Below are 21,016 nucleotides of genomic sequence, written 5' to 3' on the forward strand. Positions count from 1 at the left end.
AACCAAACAGCAGGTTTTAACATAGCCGCTTATCTTTGAAGCATCAGTTCGTATTTAATCCTCCGCCATTCAATCCTTCTTTGATATAGGCGTTGACTTGGCTATTAGAAAGCAATCCAATATGTCCAATGCCATACAGTTGGATGTTTCTGGCTCCTTGTAATCGAGACAAGCTATTGATGACAATTTCATCATTCAGACTGTAGATCGATGTATAGAGGATCTTTTGATTAGGATCTGTACCCGGCAGCGCAACAGATGACACTAAACCATTAGCCCCTCCGAGCGTGACAACATTTTGAATCTTATTGCCCCCGCCTAAATATTTTATAGCATACAGCGTATTGGCTCCTCCCATACTATGAGCCACAATATCTACTTTCTTAGCTCCTGTTTCTTTTAAAACGCGATCAATATATGCTGCAAGCTGCGGGCCGTTATTTAGGTTATTCCCTGTTTTATCATAAAAATCAATCGCATACAGTTTATTGCTTTGCCAGCCCTGAGAGATTAAGTAATTTTTAATAGCAAAAAAATTGTATGATGCACCGCTAATCCCATGAACAAGAACAACAGGGTTATGTGCTGTTTCTGCCTTCGCACTTGAAGGCGGAGCTGCTAGAATAGACAAAATCATTGATAGACAAATAGTTGATGCAATAAGTAATCTTTTCATTTGACGTTTCTCCTCAATTATGTATTTACCAGAATGATTATACAATTAAATTTAAACTTGGTAAATATAAACTTATCAGAATCTTCAATTTACCTATTATTTTGATTAAATCCTAATTCTGTCGATTGGCAGTTGTCTGCAGTACACTTGATCCATATACTCGAAAGAAACTTGAAAGGACAATAAGCGTAGGAGACATGCGGTTGTGTTCCCAGTCTCCCTTTCCTATAATATAGGGAACAGATGAAAGCTAAACATAAGATGGCATTCACTATTTTATATAGGACGAGTATCAAGAAGGAATTCAATTTTGTTTTCCGTATAAGAGAAAAGAACGATACGATTTTGCGGCAGGGCATTTAAAAAACTTCTGGTTTGCAAAAACAGCCATAGACACGGAGGACAGCATGAGAGTATTAAAATACGCCATATTAGGGCTTTTACGAAAAGGCGAATTGAGCGGATATGATATTACAAGTTATTTCAAAGCGGAGCTCGGCCAGTTTTGGAGCGCCAAGCACAGCCAGATTTATCCGGAGCTCAAAAAGCTGACAGATGAAGGCTTTATCACATTCCGGACAACGATTCAGGGCACAAAACTTGAGAAAAAAATGTATACCCTGACAGACAGCGGAAAACAGGAGCTTCACGTGTGGCTGACCCGCCACCACCCTATTCCGGAAACAGTGAAGGATGAATTTATGCTGAAGGCTTATTTCATTTCTTCTCTGTCACGCCAGGAGGCAGCCGACTTGTTTACAGACCAGCTGCTGAAGCGCAAGGAGAAGCTCGCTGATCTGCAAGGCAGTTATGAAAAGCTAATGGCCTCAGCGGAGCCAATGTCGTTTTCTTCACCGGATTTCGGCCACTATCTGGTACTGACAAAAGCACTGGAACGGGAAAAGAATTACGTATCCTGGCTGGAGCATATTTTAGCCATGATACAAGAGAATACCCAGGAGCGGCCTTAATCGAAGGTGACTGGCCGTCCGGCAAACAACACTTGGAACAAAGACTGAACCTGACAGAACACACGATATAATGATAAAAGCATCTGCCCGGAGGCGGATGCTTTTACGTTCGGAGCGCTTTCAGCCCCGCTGTGAAGGTGACGGCGGCAAAAGCAAGCAAGATGCCGCAAATGCCGAGTATATCCGTGATGGTTGCCCCGTTAGCGATAATTTCTGTCAGTCCGCTCATCGCCCACTTTTGCGGGAGAAAGTCAGCAATGGACTGCATCAGCTTCGGCTCAATTTCTATCGGCCAATACATTCCGCTCACCATACACGTCGCAATAACGAACAAGTTGCCGAAAGCAAGCTGCTGTTCTGGCGTTCTGACATGGGCAGCAATCATCAGCCCGATGCCAACGACTGCAAACAGAAAAAAGGATACTAACACGATCAGCGCAGCCGGATTGCCCCAGCTGATTCCAAACAGCCAATGGGATGCGAGAAGCAGCATTCCAAATTGAATCCAGCCAATCACAAAGAATGACAGCACATACCCCGCTCCGATTTCCGCGCGGCTGACAGACGCGGTGAGCAGTCTCGGCCAGACGCCGCTTTTTCGCGCTTCTAATATCGTGCCGGCTGCCCCCATTATTGTCAGCATCACAAACAGAATGGAAAAGCCTGCAGCTCGTGAAGCTGTGCCACTTACACCCTTGCCTTCTTTTTTATCATTGAGAGATTCCCGTTTTACAGCTGGGGCGCTATCTCCATGATCTTTGGCGATTACCGTTTTATAAGCCGATTTCCAGCTCTCCCCCGCCGCCTCGGCCGCTGTTTTTGCCGCGGTTACCTGAATGTTAAGCTTTGCCAGCTTGCTTTCGGCATACTGTTTAGCGACTGGCGCTTCTGTCAGCTCTGGACCGTGGCTGAAGACCAGCTCCGGCTTCTCTCCTTTTTCCAGCTTCTCTTGGAAAGAGCGGGAAATGGTGATGACTCCGGCAATTTTCTTTTGTTTCAGTTTTTCTGAAGCTTTGCTTTTAGTCATCGTTTGAAATGTATACATATCATCATGTTGCTTGAGCTCCCGGATATAATGCTGTGAAAGAAGCGTATCATCCTGATCGACGATCGCAAGCCGCATCTTATCATCATTTCCGCCGAGCAGACCGCCGAACACAAAAGTCAGCAGCAGCGGGGCAGCGAACATCATTAAATAGTTCTGCGGCTTCTTAAAAATGAGAGAAAGCTCAACGCCGCAAATGGCTATGATTTTTTTCACCGTGTTTTACCTCCTTATCTTGTGTGAAGCCTTCTGATGCCAACAGCCAGTGAACAAAGACCGATTGCCGCAAAAAGAAGGACCGGCGTTTGAAGTTCAGCCCAGCCTCCCCCTTCCATTAAGGAAAGAAAGCCTTCGAGCGCCCATCGATTTGGCACCGCCTTTGAAACAGATTGCAGAAAATCCGGAAATTGATAAAACGGAAGCATAGAACCGCCGAGAACGGCAAGCACCTGAATTCCAAAACCGCCTAAAACATCTGCTGACTTCATATCGCTGATGCACGAAGCAAGAAGCATTGAAATGCCGGATACAGCTGCTGCGTAGGAAAGCCCCAGCACGCACACAAACAAGAGATTGTCTCCCCAGTCCACATCAAATATATTGATGGTCACAATAAGAAAAATGAAAAATTGTATAATGGCAAACAAATAGGTTCCGAGCCACTTCCCGAAGAGAATGGCGTATTTTTGTGCAGGCGTCATCAGCAGTCTGGCAAGGGTTTCTGTTTCCTTTTCCAGCAAAAATGATTTCGCGCCGACCGTCATATGAAACAGCATAAACATGCAAAGCATTGCCGCCGAATAGTATTGAAAACTGGTAACTTCTTTTGCGCCGACTGATTTCTCCGTAACAGCAAGCCTGGCACCCGCTTCTTTTTCAAGCGTCTTAGCAAAATTTTCTGCAATGAGGGCAGGATTGAGCTTTCCTTGTTTTACAGCTTCCGTCTTGGTGACATATTCCATCGAGGCGGATGCCGCTTCTCGTACCGCCTTGTATTGATCTATAAAAGACACTGCAGCCGTTTCTATGATAGAGCCTTTTAATTCCTGATCAGTGCCAGCATAAACAGCGGCCGGTTTCTTGCCGGATCCCCAATGTGCCGGGACGGCAATTCCGACATCAATTTTCTTTTCCGCCAGCAGCTTTTTCATTCCCTTTTTACTGCCGGCTTCTGCGACCTTGATCATCTTCATTTTTTCAAGTACGTCTGTTTTAAACATCTTCGACGCGCCTGACTGATCAGACTGGACATAGCCGACTTTGATTTCATCAATCTCGCTGCCTCCGCCAAGGATTGATCCAAGAGCGGCCCCTAATATGGCTGTTAAAATCAGCGGCATTAGGATAAGCATCATAAACCCTTTTTTGTCCGTGATTCTGATTTTGACATCTTTCCATGCGATCCATATTGCTTTTTTCATCGCCGCCCCTCCTAATCCCGCAATGTGCGGCCTGTCAGATTCAGAAACAGCCGTTCCAGATTCGGTTCCTGAACCTGAAGAGACAGGAGATTCGTTTGATGGGCAGCGGCTTCCGCGAGCAGGCTGGTGACTACTTTCTCATGGTGCGCCGCAGCAACCTCAATTTTGAGCTCTGATTCATTCACTGTTACATCATTCACATGGGCAAGCGAGCGGATAGCTGAAAGAAATCCTTCATCTGCCCCGCTGACAGTCATCTGGATGATCGTGTCTCCTCCAAGACGGCTGCACAAGTCGTTTTTTGTGCCGATCGCAATCATTTCTCCCTGATCAATAATGCCGATCCGGTCACATAAATACTCGACCTCTTCCATGTAGTGACTCGTATAGATCACGGTCATGCCTGTTTCGTTGAGCTGTTTGACTGTTTCTAAAATATGATTTCTCGATTGAGGGTCGATGCCGACGGTCGGTTCATCCATGATAAGCAGCTCAGGCTTATGCATAAGGGCGGCGCCGATGTTAATTCTCCGTTTCATTCCGCCGGAGAATGTTTCGATTTTATCTTTAGCCCGTTCAGTAAGCCCTACATATTCAAGGACTTCTGCTGATCTTTTTTTGGCCTCTCCATGCGTGAGTCCATACATTTTCCCCCAGAATACGAGATTTTCTTGAGCCGTCAGTGTCGGGTACAGGGCGATTTCCTGCGGGACGATGCCGATTTTTTGTTTGGCTTTGTTCGTGTCTTTGCCGATGACATACCCGTCGACTGTAATCTCCCCTCCGTCAAGCGGCACAAGTCCGGAAATCATAGAAATGGTTGTGGACTTCCCCGCTCCGTTCGGTCCGAGCAGTCCGAACGACTCACCCTTTTTCAAGGAAAAAGAGATTCCTTTGACAATTGTTTTTTTTCCGTATGCCTTTTTGATATTTTCTGCTTGAAGCACGCCGATTCACTCCTTTTTTTATCCCATTGCCATTGTAGAAGAGATTGAGGCGTGAAACATGTGGCGCCGGATAGAACATCGGGCATAAAAAAAAGGCCTGTGACAGGCCTTTTCAAGGTAACGCATATGCCAAACGTCATCTATCAAAAGACAGATACGCCATGTCTGACGGAATAAATGGCGGCTTGGGTTCTGTCTCTGACCGACAGTTTGCTGATAATGTTTGACACGTGATTTTTCACTGTTCCTTCTGTAATGTACAGCTTTTCGGCAATTTCTTTATTGTTCAGTCCGTACCCGAGCTCAGCCAGCACTTCCATTTCACGCTCGGTCAGGTCGAGCAGTTCCTTCGGTTTTTCTTTCTCTTCCGTTCCTTTCAGCTGTTTTTCTCGTTTCCATTCATTCAGCATTTGGGCTGTGAGTTCCGGCGGGAGCACCATTCCTCCTGATTGAACAGTCATCACCGCTTTCACAATCGTATCGGCTGACATGTCCTTTAACAGGTACCCGCTTGCCCCTTCTTCAAGCGCTTCGGCAATCAGCTCTGAATCTTTAAAGGTCGTCAGCATCAGCACCTTTACGCCCGGCAGCGAGCTGGTGATCAATTTTGTTCCCTCCACCCCGTTGGACACCGGCATGCGGATGTCCATCAATACGATATCCGGTTCCAGCTCTTTCGCCTTTTCAAAGGCTTCCTGTCCGTTTCGCGCCGTGGCGATGACATCGAGCTCTTCCCGGAGCTGAAGCAGAGACGCCAGCCCTTCTCTGACGATATCCTGATCGTCGGTAATGATGATTTTAATCATGATAAACTCTCCTTTTGCTGTGCGGGCCCAAAGCTCCATTTTTTATTAGCCAAAGAAAATTCCGCAATCACGGTAAATCCTTGATCCCGCTCGCTTTCAAAACGGATCATCCCGCCATGCTCGGCCGCCCGCTTTTTCATATTCAAGAGACCAAATCCCAGCGCGGCCTCAGGATTTCCTTTTCCGTCATCTTTAATTAAAAGACTGACTGTTTCCGGTGAACACGTGAGCTGAATCGAGCAGGCAGTGGCGCCGCCGTGACGTTTTGCATTGGTCAGCGCCTCCTGCACCGTTCTGATCACAGTCGGATGCAGAGACAGCGGGACCAGCGCAGGATCGCCGCTGACCGTCAGTTCGGATGTGACGCCCGCATTTTTGTAAAAGTCTTCTGTCAGTTGTTTCAGCGATTCAATGAATGAGGGATCGTTCTCCGTTTGCAGGGTTCGGACTGATAAGCGGATATCGCCGAGTGCTTCACGGGCGAGCGTTTCACAGACGCCGACTGTCTCATCTGCTTTTCGGCTGTCTCTTTTTTGCCATTCACGCAGAAGCTGCAGCTGGACAAGAAGCGCCGTCATTTTGTGCCCTACTGTATCATGGATGTCCCGTGCCATTCTGTTCCGCTCGTGAATGGCAGTGAGTTCTTCGACCTGCTTCGCATATAAATGCAGCTCCTGGTGTGCTGCTGACAGCGCCCGATGCGAATCCGTCAGTTCCTGAAACTGCTGTTTTGCCGTTTCTTGTGCTTCAAGAAGTTTGCGGATTAATTTGCCGACCACCCCGCAGAACACCACAAATGTCATGCTGGTGATGTGATCCATGACGTATTCATTGCCGGCTAGCAGATATGTACGTATGAGGACAATTGAAAACAAAATTGAGCAAAGACATAACAAAAACCATGCCATTTTTCTATTGAACCCGCGCAGAAAAAATGCGACAGCTACCGGGCATAGCATAATAATGAACAAACCATTGCCGGGAAACATGAATCCAAACGAAAAGCCGACCGTAAGATCAATCAGACAAAACCAGACGTCATACTTCTCTGTTTTCAGCAGAAAATGATTGGCTGCATACACGGCAGCTCCTAACGCTATAAATAGATATTCAAACCAGTTATCATCCTTTACGAGGGACAGATACATCGAACAGCTCACCATCAAGGTGAAAATTCTTGTAAATAAAAGAGCCTTCACGCTCATCACTCCTATAAGCAATTCCTTTCTTATCATACCTGCCTCTTGTTATTTTTTACAGATGTTTCTGGAAAATAAAAACCGCATATGAACTTTATGTCATATGCGGCGCTTCCACTTATTTATTCGAATAATGGATGTAAAATGAGGCATTATTTTGCTCTATTTAAGGCGATTGTGCCCGTTACAAGATGGTTCAGTTCCATGTCAAACGCTTACAGGTTGATTCTCTCACCATAACAAGGCGGACAGAAATAAAAAATCCCCCTGCCGTTTTTTACGGCAAAGGGATGACAGTTAAATCACAAATTTGATATGTGTTCCGGAGACAGGGTCTTTCACAAGAAAATGGTTTTCCGTTTCTTCAAGCGAATATCCAGCGTTTTTGACTCGGTCCGCCACACGTTTGAGTTCCTCCTGATAAGGCAGGACAACGGTGTAATAGTCGAGCCCGCTCGCATTTGCCGGCTTAGGCGGCGCATGTTTCCCAGCCCAGATGTTTAAGCCGATATGGTGGTGGTAGCCACCGGCTGAAATGAAGAGAGCAGACATGCCCGCATAGTCTCCGACAATGTCAAAGCCCAGCACATCTGTGTAAAACGCTTTTGCTTCTTTCAGATCGCTGACATGCAGATGAATGTGCCCGATGACCGTACCGTTTGGAAGCGTTGTTTTCCGCTCTTCTCCGGCCTCTTCCAAAAGGCCCTCGGTGTCGACAGCAGTTGTTGTCATGACGTAGTTTCCTTCACGATCCCGCTGCCAAGTGCTGCGGGGACGGTCAGCGTACATTTCAATTCCGTTTCCGTCAGGATCAGAGAGATAGAGCGCCTCGCTGACAGCGTGGTCTCCCTGTCCGAGGGCAATCCCGTTTGCAATCAAGCGGGCGAGTGCGATACCAAGTTCCTTTCTGTTGGGAAGCAGAATCGCAAAGTGATAGAGGCCCGTTACCGTGCGTTCAGGCAAGACGACAGCGCTTGGATTTTCTTCCAAAATAAGCAGGGGGCGTTTTCCGTCAGCCGTTAATTCAGCTTGGCGGTCCGTCTTATTCAAGACTTGAAAGCCGATCACGTTGCAGTAGAACTGAAGGGAACGCTCCAGACTGCGGATTGTGAGTTTGACATAGCCAATGGTTGTATCCTCATGAATGCTGGTCATGCTGTATGCCTCTTTTCTTATGCTGATACGTTTTCGTTCTTTTTTGCTTTAAACACAAATGGGTCCAGTGCCAGGAATCTGCTTCCAGTAAGCGCCAGGTGAATGGATGTCAAAAGCAGAAGGTAATCAAATTCTGCATTGCCCATGAATGGCGCTTTCAGCTTCACTGTAATAATGGCTCCGATCAATGTGAGAGCAAACAGAACACCTACAATACGTGTAGCCAATCCGAAAAAGACGAGCACTCCGCCAACGAGTTCAATCGCTGCGATGACATACGCCATAAAGCTTGGAAGGCCTATGCTGCCGAAAAATTGGATGGTGCCCTCCATTGCCTGAAACTTTGATAAACCGTGAACAAAAAAGATAATACCTGTGATGACTCTTAAAAGTAATGTGCCAATTTCAAATGATTTATTCATTTTTATCCTCCTTGATAAATGTTATCACTTACTTAATGTAAGCTAGTATATATACATAACTTGTTTACGTCAAGTAATTTTGTTACATTTTACGAAATTGAAATAAAAGTACTATAAATCTGTAACAAAAAAGACCTTTGTGCAGGACAAAGGTCTTTTTCTTTATTTCTGAAATTGGCTTTCGTATAAGTCACTGTAAAATCCTTTTTGGCGTACCAGCTCATCATGGCTGCCTTTTTCAATCATTTCGCCGTCTTTTAATACGACAATCTGATCCGCTCTTTGAATGGTATTCAGCCTATGGGCAATGATAACGCTCGTTCTCCCCTCCATTAAGCGGGCAAGCGCTTCTTGGATTTTCACTTCTGTTACGGTATCAATGTTGCTTGTCGCTTCATCCAAGATGAGCAGAACCGGATCGGCCAGCACGGCTCTTGCTATGGAGATCAATTGTTTCTGTCCTTGACTGATGCCCGAGCCGTTTTGCGTCAGCACTGTATCATATCCTTTTGGCATCCGCTCAATAAAGCTGTGGGCATTCGCTGTTTTTGCTGCGGCCTCGACTTCCTGATCGGAGGCATCGAGCCTGCCGTAGCGGATATTTTCTCTGATCGTACCCTGGAACAAGAACGAGTCCTGAAGCACAAACCCCATATTTTTTCTCAGGCTCGCCCTTGTCAGCTTTTTAATATCAATCCCGTCAATTAAAATGCTCCCCTCATTGGGCTCATAAAAACGGGCAAGCAGATTGGTAATAGTGGTTTTTCCCGCTCCCGTCGGGCCGACAAAGGCGATTGACTGCCCGGCCGGCACTGTGAATTGGAGGTGTTTCAGCGTCTGATTGTTTTCCTCGTAGCCGAAGGAAACATTTCGGAATTCAATGCCGCCTGTTTGTATCGGCTGATGCAGGGCATTCTTTTCATCCTCACGCTCCTCTTTTTCATCCAGCACGTCAAACACCCGTTCAGCGCCGGCAATAGCGGACAGCATCGTATTAAACTGATTGGCCAGATCATTTAAAGGGCGTGTGAACTGTCTTGAGTACTCGGCAAAGACAACGATGGTGCCGATGGATATCCAGCCTTTCAGCGCAAACAGTCCGCCGATTGCAGCAATGATCGTAAAGCTTAAATTGTTTAAAGAGTTCATCACTTTCGGGATAAAGCCGGAAATCGTCTGTGCCCAGAAGCCTGAAGTCTTGAGTGCAGCGTTTTTTTCCAGAAATTCAGCTGTAATCTGATCTTCCCGTGAATACGCTTTGATGACCTTTGCGCCTGAAATGCTTTCTTCTATATATCCGTTCAGCTCGCCGAGGTTTTTTTGCTGTTCTTTAAACAGTTTTCCCGTACGGTTTGTGATCCATTTCAGACTCACCGCCATTACCGGAATGATCGTCAGCGTGATCACCGTCAGAAGCGGACTCATATACAGCATGACAGCAATCGTTCCGACGAAAGTGATGACACTCGACAGAATTTGAATCACCGACGTATTTAAAGTGGAGCTGACATTTTCGATGTCATTGGTCACCCGGCTCATCAGCTCACCATGCCGCTGTTTATCAAAAAACGGGATCGGCAGCTCATGCAGATGGGTGAACAGCTCGCTTCGCATTCTAAAAACTGTGCCTTGCGAAATCGTGATCATCCAATAGTTTTGAAACCAGAGTGATAAAGATTGAATGAGATATATGCCAAGCAGAATGAGCAGAACGGGAATAAGCCCGCTGACCGTCTGGCCGACGATGAAATGGTCGATGGCCTTTCCGATCACAAAGGGGCCGAGGAGGCCGAATATCGCGCTGATTACGACCATCAGCATAACGAGTATGAGCAGCCCTTTTCGTTCTGCCAGGTAAGACCAGATTCGTCTCAGGGTGCCTTTTGTATCCTTTGCTTTCGCCCTTTTTTTGGCGCGTTCTTTTTTATCGATTGGGATTTTGGGATATTGGAAAGGCTTGCGGATGTCTTTCAGCACGACTCGCTCCCCTCCCTTCCGAATTGTGACTCGTAAATGCGCTTATATAAATGTGAGTCAGAAAGCAGCTGGCTGTGTGTGCCTTTTTCTATCAGCTCTCCATCCTCGAGCAGCAAGATTTCATCAGCTTTCATGGCCGTTATTATTTTTTGTGTAATGATTAAGGTTGTGCACTCATATGTGCTGATGGCCTCAAGCAGATTCGCTTCCGTTTGCAGGTCAAGCGCGCTTGTGCTGTCATCCAAAAGAAGGATGGAGGGTTTTCTGATCAGTGCCCTTGCAATAGAAATCCGCTGCTTTTGACCGCCGGACAAATTGACGCCTCTTTGTCCCAGGACGGTATCATATCCCTTCGGAAGCTTCATGATCGTTTCATGGATTTGCGCATGTTTGGCCGCTTCCATTATTTCATCAAGTGAAGCATTTTCTTTGCCCCAAGCAATATTTTCTTTGATCGTGCCTGAGAACAAGAGCACTTCCTGGGGCACAAATCCGATTTGCTTGCGAAGGCCCTCCGCCGGAAAGTCATCAATAGGCTTTTCATCTATGTAAATGCTGCCCGAATCCGGCTGATAAAGCCGCGGAATGAGCTGAAAAAGCGTCGATTTCCCTGATCCTGTCGCCCCGAGAATCGCGATCGTTTCTTTCGGCTTTGCGGAAAATGAGACATTGCGCAGCGCTTCTCTGTCCATATCCGGATATCGGAAGGACACATCCTGAAAGTCAATTCGGCCTGACAAGCGAGATGAGAGTAATCCTTCCTCCTGCTCGTCACCTTCTGTTTCAAGCACCTCGCCGATTCTGTCGCCTGAGGCTTTTGCCCGGGTGAAAATCATAATCAAAAACGGGAACATAGAAAGCGCACCCGTAATTCGTGTCGCATAGTTAATAACCGCAACGACATCGCCGACTTGAGAACCTCCGCTTGTGATGCTGTGAGCTCCCGCCCATAAAATAAAAAGAATGCAGAGGTTCATCAGCAGCATCAGCACAGGCATCGTAAATTCTACAAGCTGAAATGCCGAGACCGTTTTTTGCATCAGCATCGTGTTTGCTTTGATAAATCTCTTGACCTCATGGCTTCCGCGCAGCAGCGCTTTAATCAGCTTGATCGCAGTTAAATTCTCCTGCATGATCGTATTCACCTGATCCAGCCGCTTCTGCACAGACCGGAACAGCGCCCCGCCCTTTTTCAGTACCCAAAGCAAAAACAAAATCAGGATCGGAATCGTCACAAGAAGAAAAAAGCCGAGCTTCACATTAACGGCGAGTGACAGCGCAATGCCGCCCAAAATCATTAACGGCGCACGCAGCATAAACCTCAGGCTCATAAAAATCAGGTTTTGCACCTGTGTTACATCATTTGTCAGCCTTGTCATATAGGATGAGGACGAAAACTGTCCAAATGTTGAATAAGAGAAGGACTGAATTTTTTGAAAAAGCCCTTTTCTCGTATCGTAGGAAAAGCTTTGGCTGACATGGGCAGCGTAAAAGGAATTCAGCATACCCGCCGCAAATGATAAAATGGTCAGACCGATCATGACCGCACCCCATATCCAAACGTGCCGCATGTCTTGCTTCAAAATCCCATCGTCGATGATTTTTGCGATCAATAGAGGCTGTACCAGTTCAACCGCGAGTTCCGTCAGCATGAGAATCAGCGCAATTCCCACCAGAAGTGAGTATGGTTTTAAATATGATAAAGCCTTTGACATGTAAAAGCCTCCAAATCCCTTTAGCAATATGTACTTTTTATTTTAATTGTTTGCGGGGCTTGATGAAAGAATTTTACTTTTAGGATGTGTTATGAAAGCAAAGAAAAAACTCTGAATCTAATATCGATTTAGAGACTGTGTTTTAAAAGGAGTTCGTCTGGCCGCAAAGAGACAATGCAGCATAGGAATGGAAAGTGAATTGAAAGGAAACCGTGCGAATGTTTTAAGAGCAGAGCAATCGGGCTTTATACGCTCCGAAAAGAGGCTTCTCAGTACCCATCGAGCCGAATGCAATAAAACCGATTGATGACAATACTCACCATTTGAGAGCATTTCCTGGCTGATCTCCATTCACTAAAAGCATATCAGTAATTTTACTCCACAGAAGTTAAGGTGCGGGATTGACTTAGGTCAATGAAAAGACACTAGAAAGATAACTTGAACTAAAGGAAAAATATAAAATAGAAATTTTAAAACGAAGACCTTTTTTGCGAGGAATACTTCTCTGATAAAAAATGAGGTGATACATTTCTGAAATCTTATTTAAAACCCTAAATAGAGTGCAAATTGAAGCACCTCTATTTAGGATCTGCACATTTTATATTACCTAATAAAAACTAAAGCCACTCCATATTCCTTGCTCTTGTCGAACTCTTTTATTACTCTCATGACCTGCCAGTTTTGTTTAGGAGATTCAGTTTTTGTTGCAATTCCGTTATGCGCTTGAATAAAGTCTCCAGCTTTTACTGTGCTGTCGCATCTTACATAAACCTGCCCTACAAGCCCCACAACATTCCATTCATCCCTCTCTTCCCTAGAAGCATAGTTCTTATCCGGCTTATATTCAGGGTTTTCTCTAGGTGCCATGACGAGCTGGCCATTAGCACCTTTCTGTTTCTCATAAATATATCCGCCAAAGTCATTCTTCAAGTATCTTCCGGACCAATGAAAGCTTGACTCACCAAGAATCACACCTGCTGTTTCAGAAATAACGCCAAGCATAATGTCACCTTTATTCGCAGGTCTAATCTTATCTCCTTCAAGAGTAACCAAGGTTCCTGTCGCAATTTTTTCACCGCTTAAACTCTCAAAGTACTCAGCGTAATCGGTAAACGTTTGGGAACTTTTTATGCTTCCTGAAGCCTTAATCGTTCCATCTTTTGCATGAAGTTCAATCTTTCTGTTTGCTGAGGATGGTGTGCTCCCGCTTGCCCATCCCAGAGCAACTGAGTCTGAATTCGGATTGATCGTATTATATGAGGCGATCACTGAAGATTGAGCAGCGCCAGTTGCTCTTCCCCGAACTGATCCGGCTACAAAATTATTATTTCCAGTAGCATGAGATTCACGAGAACCAATAACCCCGCTTCCTTTATGTTTAAACAAAAAGTACGGCGTTACGACTCCGCCAATTTTAAAATCGGTTTCATAGCCTGAAAAATCACAATTAGAAACATTGAGATCTGGATCAGTAGAATATATACCAACAGTACCACTGTTATTTTTAGGCGATCTTTGCCCCCATACATTACTAACTACAGACTCGTACATACCGCTCCCGAAAACAACACCCTTTTCGCCTGAATCAATTAAAGTCACACCATCAATCATTACTTTGCCGACAGAATTGTCGCCACCTACAATATAAATATCATTATCAGCAGTCTTAAATCCTCGAATCGTTATATTCTTCAAATTGATTAGGCGTCCTTTATAATACACACTTACTACTGAATTTCCCTTATAGTTAATTGATGAATCATCGCATATAGCATGAAAATTCACCACGTTGACACCATCGTAGCCTGAAATTTGCAGAGCATTCGGTCCGGTACCTTTATAAAGATCATTTGGCTTAGGGTTATATGCGATACAGTTAGCCAGCTGAACATCATGAGCTGATGCTGATTGAGGATCACTTGCTGTGTGGTGTCCTATATGCCGAATGCAAAAACTAATCGCATTCTCATAGGCACGGCAGTTCACGAGCTGAACTCTTTTCGCAGCCGGAGCATAGTCATGAGCTTTAATTTCAAATCCTCGAACTCCTCCAATTGCGATACAGCTATCAACCATTACATCCTGAGACCCATCATCAATTTCAAAACAGTTTGTATTTGAAGATCCATCATTTAACCCCATTGGATGATAGGATAGACAATGACTGAAAGTCGTATGCTTTCCAAAGTGACATGTGAAATTGTCATCACCCGAGCCTGTTGCTTCGCAATATGAAAAGGTTACAAAGTTGCAGCCACCAGGCTGATAAAAGGCAGGATCATCATTTTCTCCGTGTCTGTTATAATTTGGGCTTGTAGCATCGAATCCGTGAAGGCCGGCATTTTTTGCAAAAACATGCTCTACAAATGAGTAATCCACATTTGCAAAAAGCAAGCAGCTTGAGGTGGGGCCTTTAGGGATCTTCCACCCAGCAGGGCGCGTATCTTTGTTCCAGTCCAGTGTTACATGTCCAATATAGATATTTTCATTACCATTTGTATGATCACTATTGGTAAGTACAGAGTGACCCACTGGTGTGTCGTCTAATAACTTGATGATGGTTCTTTTCTTACCTGCTCCAACCAGCATTGTATTCGAAGGAACAAGCAATCCAGATACCCTAAATACGCCTGCAGGAACTTTTATCAGATAACCGCCCTCGGCCATCGCATCCTGAAATGCTTGCGTATCATCCGTAACTCCGTCTCCTTTGGCTCCATAATCCATTACGTTTCGTTCTTCATGATACTCAAATCTGTTTTCATACATTTTGAGTCGTTCATTTAAGTTTTCAAATGTTGTTGTTCCATCATAAAGCGCAGTCCCAATTTTACGATCGATTGTTTCAAAATTCTCAGCAAGCTTTGAATCAATCTCAATGCTTTCAATTTTTTCAGGTTTGTAAAGACCTAAAAATGTTGTATAATTCTCCATTTTTCTACCCCCTAATTTTCGATAAACATCCCTTGCACTTATAGGTGGCAAACGTATGACAAACAAAAATGCGCTGTCTTAAAACAGCGCACTGATAAACCTTGACTATTCAACTTAGTAATTTTTCCACACGCTCCCGCATCTGCGGCACACTCAATCCGATAATCACCTGAAACGCTTTCCCGTTTCTGACGACGCCGTGTGCGCCAAGCGCGCGGAAGACGCTGTCGGGTTCGACCTTTTTTTCATCCTTGACGCTGACTCTGAGGCGGGTGGCGCAGTTTGTGACCTCGGTGATGTTGTCTTTTCCGCCTAACGCTTCGATGTACAATGCAGCGGTTTCATCTGCCGTTTCTGCAGCGGAGGCTGTTTCGTCCTTTTTGTTTTTTCTTTCTCTGTATTCTTGTTTCGAATACAGCTTTGTTTCCTGCTGATCGTCAATTTCCCGTCCCGGTGTGGCAATATTGAATTTGAGGATCAGAAATCGGAAGACGAAAAAATAAATTGCAGTAAATGAGAGTCCAATCAGAATTTGATACACATACGTCATACCGTGGCTGCCAAAGAGCGGAATCCAGTTCAGGGTAACCGCCTCAATTAACCCGCCCCCCATGTTTCCGACAACACCGGCCATATACATGACCGTCGACATTGTCGCGGCGAGTACGGCGTGAACCGCAAATAGGAAAGGAGAGATGAATAAGAAAGTAAACTCAATCGGCTCTGTGATGCCGGCGACGATGGCCGTGAGTGTGACAGGAATCAGCAGGCCGGCAACGAGTTTTTTCTTTTCCTTTTTGGCTGTGACATAAAACGCGAGCGCAATCCCCGGAATGCCGAAGATTTTTGAATTGCCGTGAAGCGCGAATCCGCCTTGCGGGAACAGCTCCTTCAGCGGTTTGGCGCTTTGTGAATATTCACCAAGGTGCTGCGCCCAATACGTGACGATCCCGCCTTCCGCCACAGCCGGGCCGTAGATGAACGGCGTGTAAATAAAATGATGAAGACCGGTCGGAATCAAGATCCGTTCCAAAAATGTGTAAATCCAAACGCCCACCGCCCCGGAAGCGACAAGAAAGCTTTGAAGCGACCCGATTCCCGTTTGGACCATCGGCCAGATAAAAGACACGGCCAGAGCGACCGGAATCATAATGAAGAAGGAAATCATGACGATATACGTGGAGCCTTGAAAGATGCCGAGAAAATCAGGCAGTTTTTTATCAAAATAGCGGTTATGCAAAAATACGACAATGGAAGAAATAAAGATTGCCCCGATAATGTTGGTATCAAGCGTTTTAATGCCGGCAATCATCGTTAATCCGCTCGTTCCGCCGACCTCTTGATTCATATCGACGCCAAAGGCGCCTCCCCAGACTGTCAGGATCGAGCTGACAAAATAATTAAACGTTAAATAAACCGTAAGCGCTTCCAAACAAGCGCGTGCCTGAGCTTTTTTCGCCAAAGCGACTGGAATGCCGATGGCGAATAAAAGCGGCATTTGATTAAATACCGTCCAGCCGCCTTGCTCAATGATATACCAGCACTGATACCAAAACCCATCAGGATCAGCGAGCGGCCCCATCAGGGTTTCGTTTTTGAAAAGCGTGCTGACACCCACGATAATGCCGGCGAACGCAAATAATAATACAGGCACAAACATCGCGCTTCCAAAGCGCTGGACTTTTTGCATCATACCAAAACCCCCTGCTACTCAATGTCGTTTTTTTCAGCTTCTTTGTAATCAACATATGCGCGGAACAATGCTTCGCCAACGAGAAAAAACGGCGCAAAAGCGACAATTTCTTTTTTATCACTCAATGTCACGGGCTTGCTTGTCGCATAAAGATTATGCGGTGTGAGCTGGGCGAGGACATTGTTTTTCAAATTCGTAATGGAAATAAAGGGAACTCCCTTTGCGGAAAGCATTCTTGCCTGCGGAATCAGCTCAGGCGTTTCTCCGGACAGCGAAATGATGATAAACAGGTCATTCACCTTAAAATCATCCTGCATCTGGTCAAATTCATTTCTGCCCTCAATTAAAATCAGATACTTATTGAGAGGGATAAACATTCTTTGCAAATCATGGGCGCATATCTTTTGCGCCGTTCCGGACCCGTACACGAAAATGCGGTCCGCTTCATCAATCAGCTGGCACATGTCCGTCATGTCCTTTGTCCTTATAAACTTCAAATTTGCTTCAATATCATCCAGCAGCTTTTGAAAACTCATACTCTCGCCTTCTTCCGGCTGATCTTCCCACTTCAAAAAAACGCGAAATTCACTGTAGCCGCTGAAACCGAGCTTTTGGGCAAGACGCAAAATCGAGGAACGCGATACGCTGCATGCTTTCGCAAGGGCATCGATTCCAAGACGATAGCACGTGTTCTTGTGATTCAATATATATTTCAAAATATGAAAATCATTGTCATTTAATTTACTGTAATGCTGATTAATCAGTTCTTCGAGCTGCATATCAGATCCCCCCATTTTCTTTCTATTATATACAATATAGATTTCGAAAATGGGGGATTTTTCAGTTATGAGATACGGCTCGGGCTTTGATCAAGCTCAGGCCAGAAATCTTTGTTGGCCTCCAATAAATCTTCGAGAATAAGCCTTGCCACACGGGCGTTCGGCACTGTTTTTGAGAGAATGAGCGCCTGCCATAGCTTTTGGAAGGATTTTTCCGTCCACGCCTCAACTGTCAATTTTTCAACTGATACCTGCTGTTCCATCAGTCCTTTTTGGAACTGCGGAATGTTTCCGACTGTGATCGGTTCAGGCCCGTTTGAGCCGACGATACACGGCACCTCTACCATCGCTGTCGGGTCAAAGTTTGCGATTGCGCCGTTATTTTCAACGATTAAAAGCATTCTTTCACCTGTATTGTAGGCAATGGCGCGGGCAAGATCGACGATATATGACGCGTGATCGTCTATTTTGATTTCGCTGTTTTTAGAGGACTGCTCGCGTGCAATCATGTCGCATTGGCTGAAAATAAAGGCTTCGCGTCCTTCCATGACTTCGTTTGCCCGCGTATGGTTCGGATTTGATTTTTTCACCATGTCATCCGGGAACAGATAATATTGTAAATACGTATTCGGCAATGTGTACGGATCGGCGGCCTGCACGTCACGCGCTTTTGCGAACGTGTCATTCCAGCTCGCCTCCACCGCCTCGGACTCTGCGTTCGGAATATACCCGTACTGAGACACATGTTCCTTCAGCTTCGGCATTAAATCATTGCCCTCTTGATCCTGAATGGATGTCCACCAGCCGAAATGATTTAATCCATAATACCGGACCTTCATTTCTTTTCTTGAGGACAGGCCGAGAATTTGCGCCATACGGTCTTCGATACCGACCGGCATATCACAGATGTTGAGGATTTTCGAGTTCGGTCTGAGGCGTCTCGTTGCTTCCGCCACAATCGCCGCCGGGTTGGAGTAATTCAGCATCCACGCATCTGGCGAGTATGTTTCCATGTAATCTAATATTTCAAGCACGCCGCCAATTGAACGCATACCGTATGCGATACCGCCCGGTCCGCACGTCTCCTGGCCCACAACTCCGTACTTCAGCGGAATTTGCTCATCAAGCGCACGCATCGCGTATTTCCCTACCCTGATGTGTGCCATGACAAAATCAACGTCTGTAAAAGCTTCTTCCGGGTCAGTCGTCGCTGTAAATTCAATTTCGGGTGCTTTTTCTCTGATAAAAACGTCACAGGCCCCCGCGATCCGCTCCTGTCTTTCCTTATCATTGTCATACAGCTTCAGCTTTCTGATCGGAAACTCATCCAAATGGTCTAAGAGCATCAGAACAATCCCGGGAGTAAATGTGCTCCCTCCGCCCGCTATTACGATTGAGAATGATTTTTTCTTCATATGACGACCTCCTTGATAACGTTTACATTTTATTTATATCATGTGACAGCTTGTCTCGTAATGCTTTTGGCGCACTTAGGTCATTTGATCAGTTTTAGTTTTTTTTCCCATTGAGCGGGAAATTTCTCACTTATCTATCAGTTCAACAATTTGATTTTTTTACCTTTTTTGTAATCTCAAAGTCTCATCATCTGTGAAATTTGAGTGAATATACGCCCTTCCAATTCTTATGAAAAGGTTCTTTTGTACGATTCGGATACATGCCGAATTATTTATAATCATTTATATAAAACATCCATTTGTGCGTTAATTTAGGAAAGGCAGGGGACAAAAGTTGGACTCACATAAAGTCATCGAGCTTGCAAATCAGTACAGTGCAGCCGCAGAAGAGGTCAGAAGCTCAAAAATGCTCCTTGACTCCCGGTTATCTGCATTGGGCGATGCGTGGCAGGGAAAAGCAAGAGACACATTCGACCAGGATTTCGAGGAAACAAAAGCCGCCTACGATCAGTTCGAACAGGAGCTGCTTGAAACAAGCCAGGAACTTAAGGCAGCTGCCGTAAAAATAGAAGAACGAAAAGCTGAGATTGCCAGAATGGAAGAATTAGAAAGAAAAGCAAGAGAGGAAAGACATAAACTCGAGAGGTGAATAGCGTGTCAGGAAACATTGCAGTTGATCCGGATAAGCTTGAACAGCTGGCAAATGATGTGGTCACAGAATTAACTGATATGGAAAACAAATATAAGGATTTGCATGCGGAGCTGGGACAGCTGATTTTACAATGCGATCCCCGCTACAGCAGCTGTTTTTCGGGGGTTGGGGATGCTTGGAGCTCAGGAAAAGCACTCGTCAGCAAGCTGAGTGACAATGAGATATTCATTAGAAAAACGAGCGACAAATTTGTTGAGCAAGACAATATTTTACGAAAGCTTTATAACGCTTACGACAAATACGGAACGATGACAAGCTTAACCGCCCTGATGCTGACCCAGGGAAAATACTACGGATTAGGGCTTACAAAGTTTGTGAAACAGCCAAGCGGCTTACATACTGCACGGCATTCAAAGCTTCTATTGGACATTTCCAGAGCAGTAGACAGCTCCCGTTATCAAAAAGCAGCCAGAGTGCTTTTGAACCCAAAATATCTGTTTAAAAAGACAAACCGGCCATTTTCTGATTTGGTACATAAAAAGTTTACAAAATACTTTCCGCAGGACACGGTGGATTTTTCAAACAGCGTAAGGAGCTATACAAGAGGATTTGTTAATGAAGCCGGCGTACGCTCAACACTGAAGGATGTCGGAAAAACAGGCTTGAAATTCGCAAAAGGAAATGCCATTACAGCGACACTCATAACCGGAGCGACAGAAACGTTTGGAGCAGGCTTAAAGATCGCCGAAAATTACGCGAAATACGAAGACAAACCCGAAGTGCTCAAACGGGAAAATGCAAAAGCTGTTGGCAATGCAGTCAATAACACTATTTTTGTCGCTGGCGGCGCAACGGCAGGCGCTGTAATAGGCGGGGCGATCGGAAGTTTTGCAGGCCCTGTTGGTACTGTCCTCCTTGGCGCAGCTGGCTCTTATGTTGGCGGAGTGGTAGGAGAACAAATTGCCAAATTTACGGCAGGTTTCGCCGAAAAGGCAGCCTTAAAGCTGAAAGAACCGATTCATGCTGTTGTAAATACTGCCAAAAAAGGTCTGGAAGCTGCCGGTAAAGTCGTGAAAACGGTGAATGACGGCATAGATGCGGCCAATAAAACAATTCATAAAGGAATGGCCAAAGCAAAGAAAACGGCGGACTCGCTCATACACGGCGCAACTCATTTCCTTAAAGGCAAACTTTCATTCGGATAGGAGA

General features: G+C 45.4%; 17 protein-coding genes and 1 pseudogene. 3 read left to right on the top strand and 15 right to left on the bottom strand.

Annotated elements, in window-relative coordinates; translation table 11 throughout:
* Positions 1-43 precede the first annotated feature (43 nt).
* Positions 44-676: an esterase EstB gene (locus CJU60_RS18685; RefSeq protein WP_095714599.1), complete on the bottom strand. Its 633-nt coding sequence runs from the start codon at positions 674-676 to the stop codon at positions 44-46.
* A gap of 407 nt (positions 677-1,083) precedes the next feature.
* On the opposite strand from CJU60_RS18685, the gene CJU60_RS18690 reads away from it, so the two are divergent.
* Positions 1,084-1,647 (top strand): PadR family transcriptional regulator, encoded by a 564-nt coding sequence (locus CJU60_RS18690; protein WP_095714600.1) that lies wholly within the window; start codon positions 1,084-1,086, stop codon positions 1,645-1,647.
* A gap of 103 nt (positions 1,648-1,750) precedes the next feature.
* On the opposite strand, the gene lnrN is transcribed toward CJU60_RS18690, so the two are convergent.
* From lnrN to glvA, 14 genes and pseudogenes are all read right to left on the bottom strand, one after another.
* Positions 1,751-2,908, bottom strand: coding sequence for a linearmycin resistance permease LnrN (lnrN, locus tag CJU60_RS18695; RefSeq protein ID WP_095714601.1), 1,158 nt, complete (start codon positions 2,906-2,908; stop codon positions 1,751-1,753).
* 14 nt (positions 2,909-2,922) lie between these two features.
* Positions 2,923-4,113, bottom strand: a complete 1,191-nt coding sequence (locus tag CJU60_RS18700; protein ID WP_095714602.1) for an ABC transporter permease — start codon at positions 4,111-4,113, stop codon at positions 2,923-2,925.
* Between the two features lie 11 nt (positions 4,114-4,124).
* On the bottom strand, positions 4,125-5,060 hold the full coding sequence (locus tag CJU60_RS18705) for an ABC transporter ATP-binding protein (RefSeq protein WP_095714603.1): 936 nt from the start codon (positions 5,058-5,060) through the stop codon (positions 4,125-4,127).
* A 143-nt stretch (positions 5,061-5,203) separates the two neighbouring features.
* The gene (gene lnrK / locus CJU60_RS18710) at positions 5,204-5,866 is read right to left on the bottom strand and encodes a two-component system response regulator LnrK (RefSeq protein WP_095714604.1); all 663 of its coding nucleotides are present in this window, start codon (positions 5,864-5,866) and stop codon (positions 5,204-5,206) included.
* The gene (locus tag CJU60_RS18715) at positions 5,863-7,065 is read right to left on the bottom strand and encodes a sensor histidine kinase (protein WP_038954171.1); all 1,203 of its coding nucleotides are present in this window, start codon (positions 7,063-7,065) and stop codon (positions 5,863-5,865) included. Before CJU60_RS18715 ends, lnrK begins: the two co-directional genes overlap by 4 nt.
* A 130-nt stretch (positions 7,066-7,195) precedes the next feature.
* Positions 7,196-7,271 (bottom strand): annotated as a pseudogene (locus tag CJU60_RS22255) (hypothetical protein); the annotation flags it as partial.
* Positions 7,272-7,362: 91 nt separating this feature from the next.
* The gene (gene catE / locus CJU60_RS18720) at positions 7,363-8,220 is read right to left on the bottom strand and encodes a catechol 2,3-dioxygenase (protein ID WP_095714605.1); all 858 of its coding nucleotides are present in this window, start codon (positions 8,218-8,220) and stop codon (positions 7,363-7,365) included.
* Positions 8,221-8,237: 17 nt separating this feature from the next.
* Complete coding sequence (gene catD / locus CJU60_RS18725) at positions 8,238-8,642, bottom strand: DoxX family oxidoreductase CatD (RefSeq protein ID WP_024120620.1); 405 nt, start codon at positions 8,640-8,642, stop codon at positions 8,238-8,240.
* Between the two features lie 162 nt (positions 8,643-8,804).
* On the bottom strand, positions 8,805-10,619 hold the full coding sequence (locus CJU60_RS18730; RefSeq protein WP_095714606.1) for an ABC transporter ATP-binding protein: 1,815 nt from the start codon (positions 10,617-10,619) through the stop codon (positions 8,805-8,807).
* The gene (locus CJU60_RS18735) at positions 10,613-12,334 is read right to left on the bottom strand and encodes an ABC transporter ATP-binding protein (RefSeq protein WP_095714607.1); all 1,722 of its coding nucleotides are present in this window, start codon (positions 12,332-12,334) and stop codon (positions 10,613-10,615) included. The genes CJU60_RS18730 and CJU60_RS18735 overlap by 7 nt, the downstream gene beginning before the upstream one ends.
* 603 nt (positions 12,335-12,937) lie before the next feature.
* Positions 12,938-15,268 (bottom strand): peptidase G2 autoproteolytic cleavage domain-containing protein, encoded by a 2,331-nt coding sequence (locus CJU60_RS18740; protein ID WP_095714608.1) that lies wholly within the window; start codon positions 15,266-15,268, stop codon positions 12,938-12,940.
* 109 nt (positions 15,269-15,377) lie between these two features.
* Positions 15,378-16,961, bottom strand: coding sequence for a PTS maltose transporter subunit IIBC (gene malP / locus CJU60_RS18745; RefSeq protein WP_059353376.1), 1,584 nt, complete (start codon positions 16,959-16,961; stop codon positions 15,378-15,380).
* A 14-nt stretch (positions 16,962-16,975) separates the two neighbouring features.
* A complete protein-coding gene (locus CJU60_RS18750; protein ID WP_024120616.1) occupies positions 16,976-17,740 on the bottom strand; it encodes a MurR/RpiR family transcriptional regulator in 765 nt (254 codons plus the stop codon).
* Positions 17,741-17,805: 65 nt separating this feature from the next.
* On the bottom strand, positions 17,806-19,155 hold the full coding sequence (gene glvA / locus CJU60_RS18755; protein ID WP_024120615.1) for a maltose-6'-phosphate glucosidase: 1,350 nt from the start codon (positions 19,153-19,155) through the stop codon (positions 17,806-17,808).
* Between the two features lie 334 nt (positions 19,156-19,489).
* Between glvA and CJU60_RS18760 the strand changes: the two genes are divergently transcribed.
* Positions 19,490-19,804, top strand: a complete 315-nt coding sequence (locus CJU60_RS18760) for a WXG100 family type VII secretion target (RefSeq protein WP_024120614.1) — start codon at positions 19,490-19,492, stop codon at positions 19,802-19,804.
* A 5-nt stretch (positions 19,805-19,809) separates the two neighbouring features.
* A complete protein-coding gene (locus CJU60_RS18765) occupies positions 19,810-21,012 on the top strand; it encodes a hypothetical protein (RefSeq protein WP_024120613.1) in 1,203 nt (400 codons plus the stop codon).
* Positions 21,013-21,016: the final 4 nt, after the last annotated feature.

Origin of the sequence: Bacillus sp. 7705b (genome assembly GCF_002289525.1) — a bacterium.
GTDB classification, from domain to species: Bacteria; Bacillota; Bacilli; order Bacillales; family Bacillaceae; genus Bacillus; species Bacillus halotolerans.

Excerpts from the sequence above, each read along its gene's own strand:
- CJU60_RS18685 (WP_095714599.1), bottom strand. The coding sequence starts at position 676 with ATGAAAAGATTACTTATTGCATCAACTATTTGTCTATCAATGATTTTG.
- CJU60_RS18690 (WP_095714600.1), top strand. The coding sequence starts at position 1,084 with ATGAGAGTATTAAAATACGCCATATTAGGGCTTTTACGAAAAGGCGAA.
- CJU60_RS18700 (WP_095714602.1), bottom strand. The coding sequence starts at position 4,113 with ATGAAAAAAGCAATATGGATCGCATGGAAAGATGTCAAAATCAGAATC.
- lnrK (WP_095714604.1), bottom strand. The coding sequence starts at position 5,866 with ATGATTAAAATCATCATTACCGACGATCAGGATATCGTCAGAGAAGGG.
- catE (WP_095714605.1), bottom strand. The coding sequence starts at position 8,220 with ATGACCAGCATTCATGAGGATACAACCATTGGCTATGTCAAACTCACA.
- catD (WP_024120620.1), bottom strand. The coding sequence starts at position 8,642 with ATGAATAAATCATTTGAAATTGGCACATTACTTTTAAGAGTCATCACA.
- CJU60_RS18735 (WP_095714607.1), bottom strand. The coding sequence starts at position 12,334 with ATGTCAAAGGCTTTATCATATTTAAAACCATACTCACTTCTGGTGGGA.
- CJU60_RS18740 (WP_095714608.1), bottom strand. The coding sequence starts at position 15,268 with ATGGAGAATTATACAACATTTTTAGGTCTTTACAAACCTGAAAAAATT.
- malP (WP_059353376.1), bottom strand. The coding sequence starts at position 16,961 with ATGATGCAAAAAGTCCAGCGCTTTGGAAGCGCGATGTTTGTGCCTGTA.
- CJU60_RS18750 (WP_024120616.1), bottom strand. The coding sequence starts at position 17,740 with ATGCAGCTCGAAGAACTGATTAATCAGCATTACAGTAAATTAAATGAC.
- glvA (WP_024120615.1), bottom strand. The coding sequence starts at position 19,155 with ATGAAGAAAAAATCATTCTCAATCGTAATAGCGGGCGGAGGGAGCACA.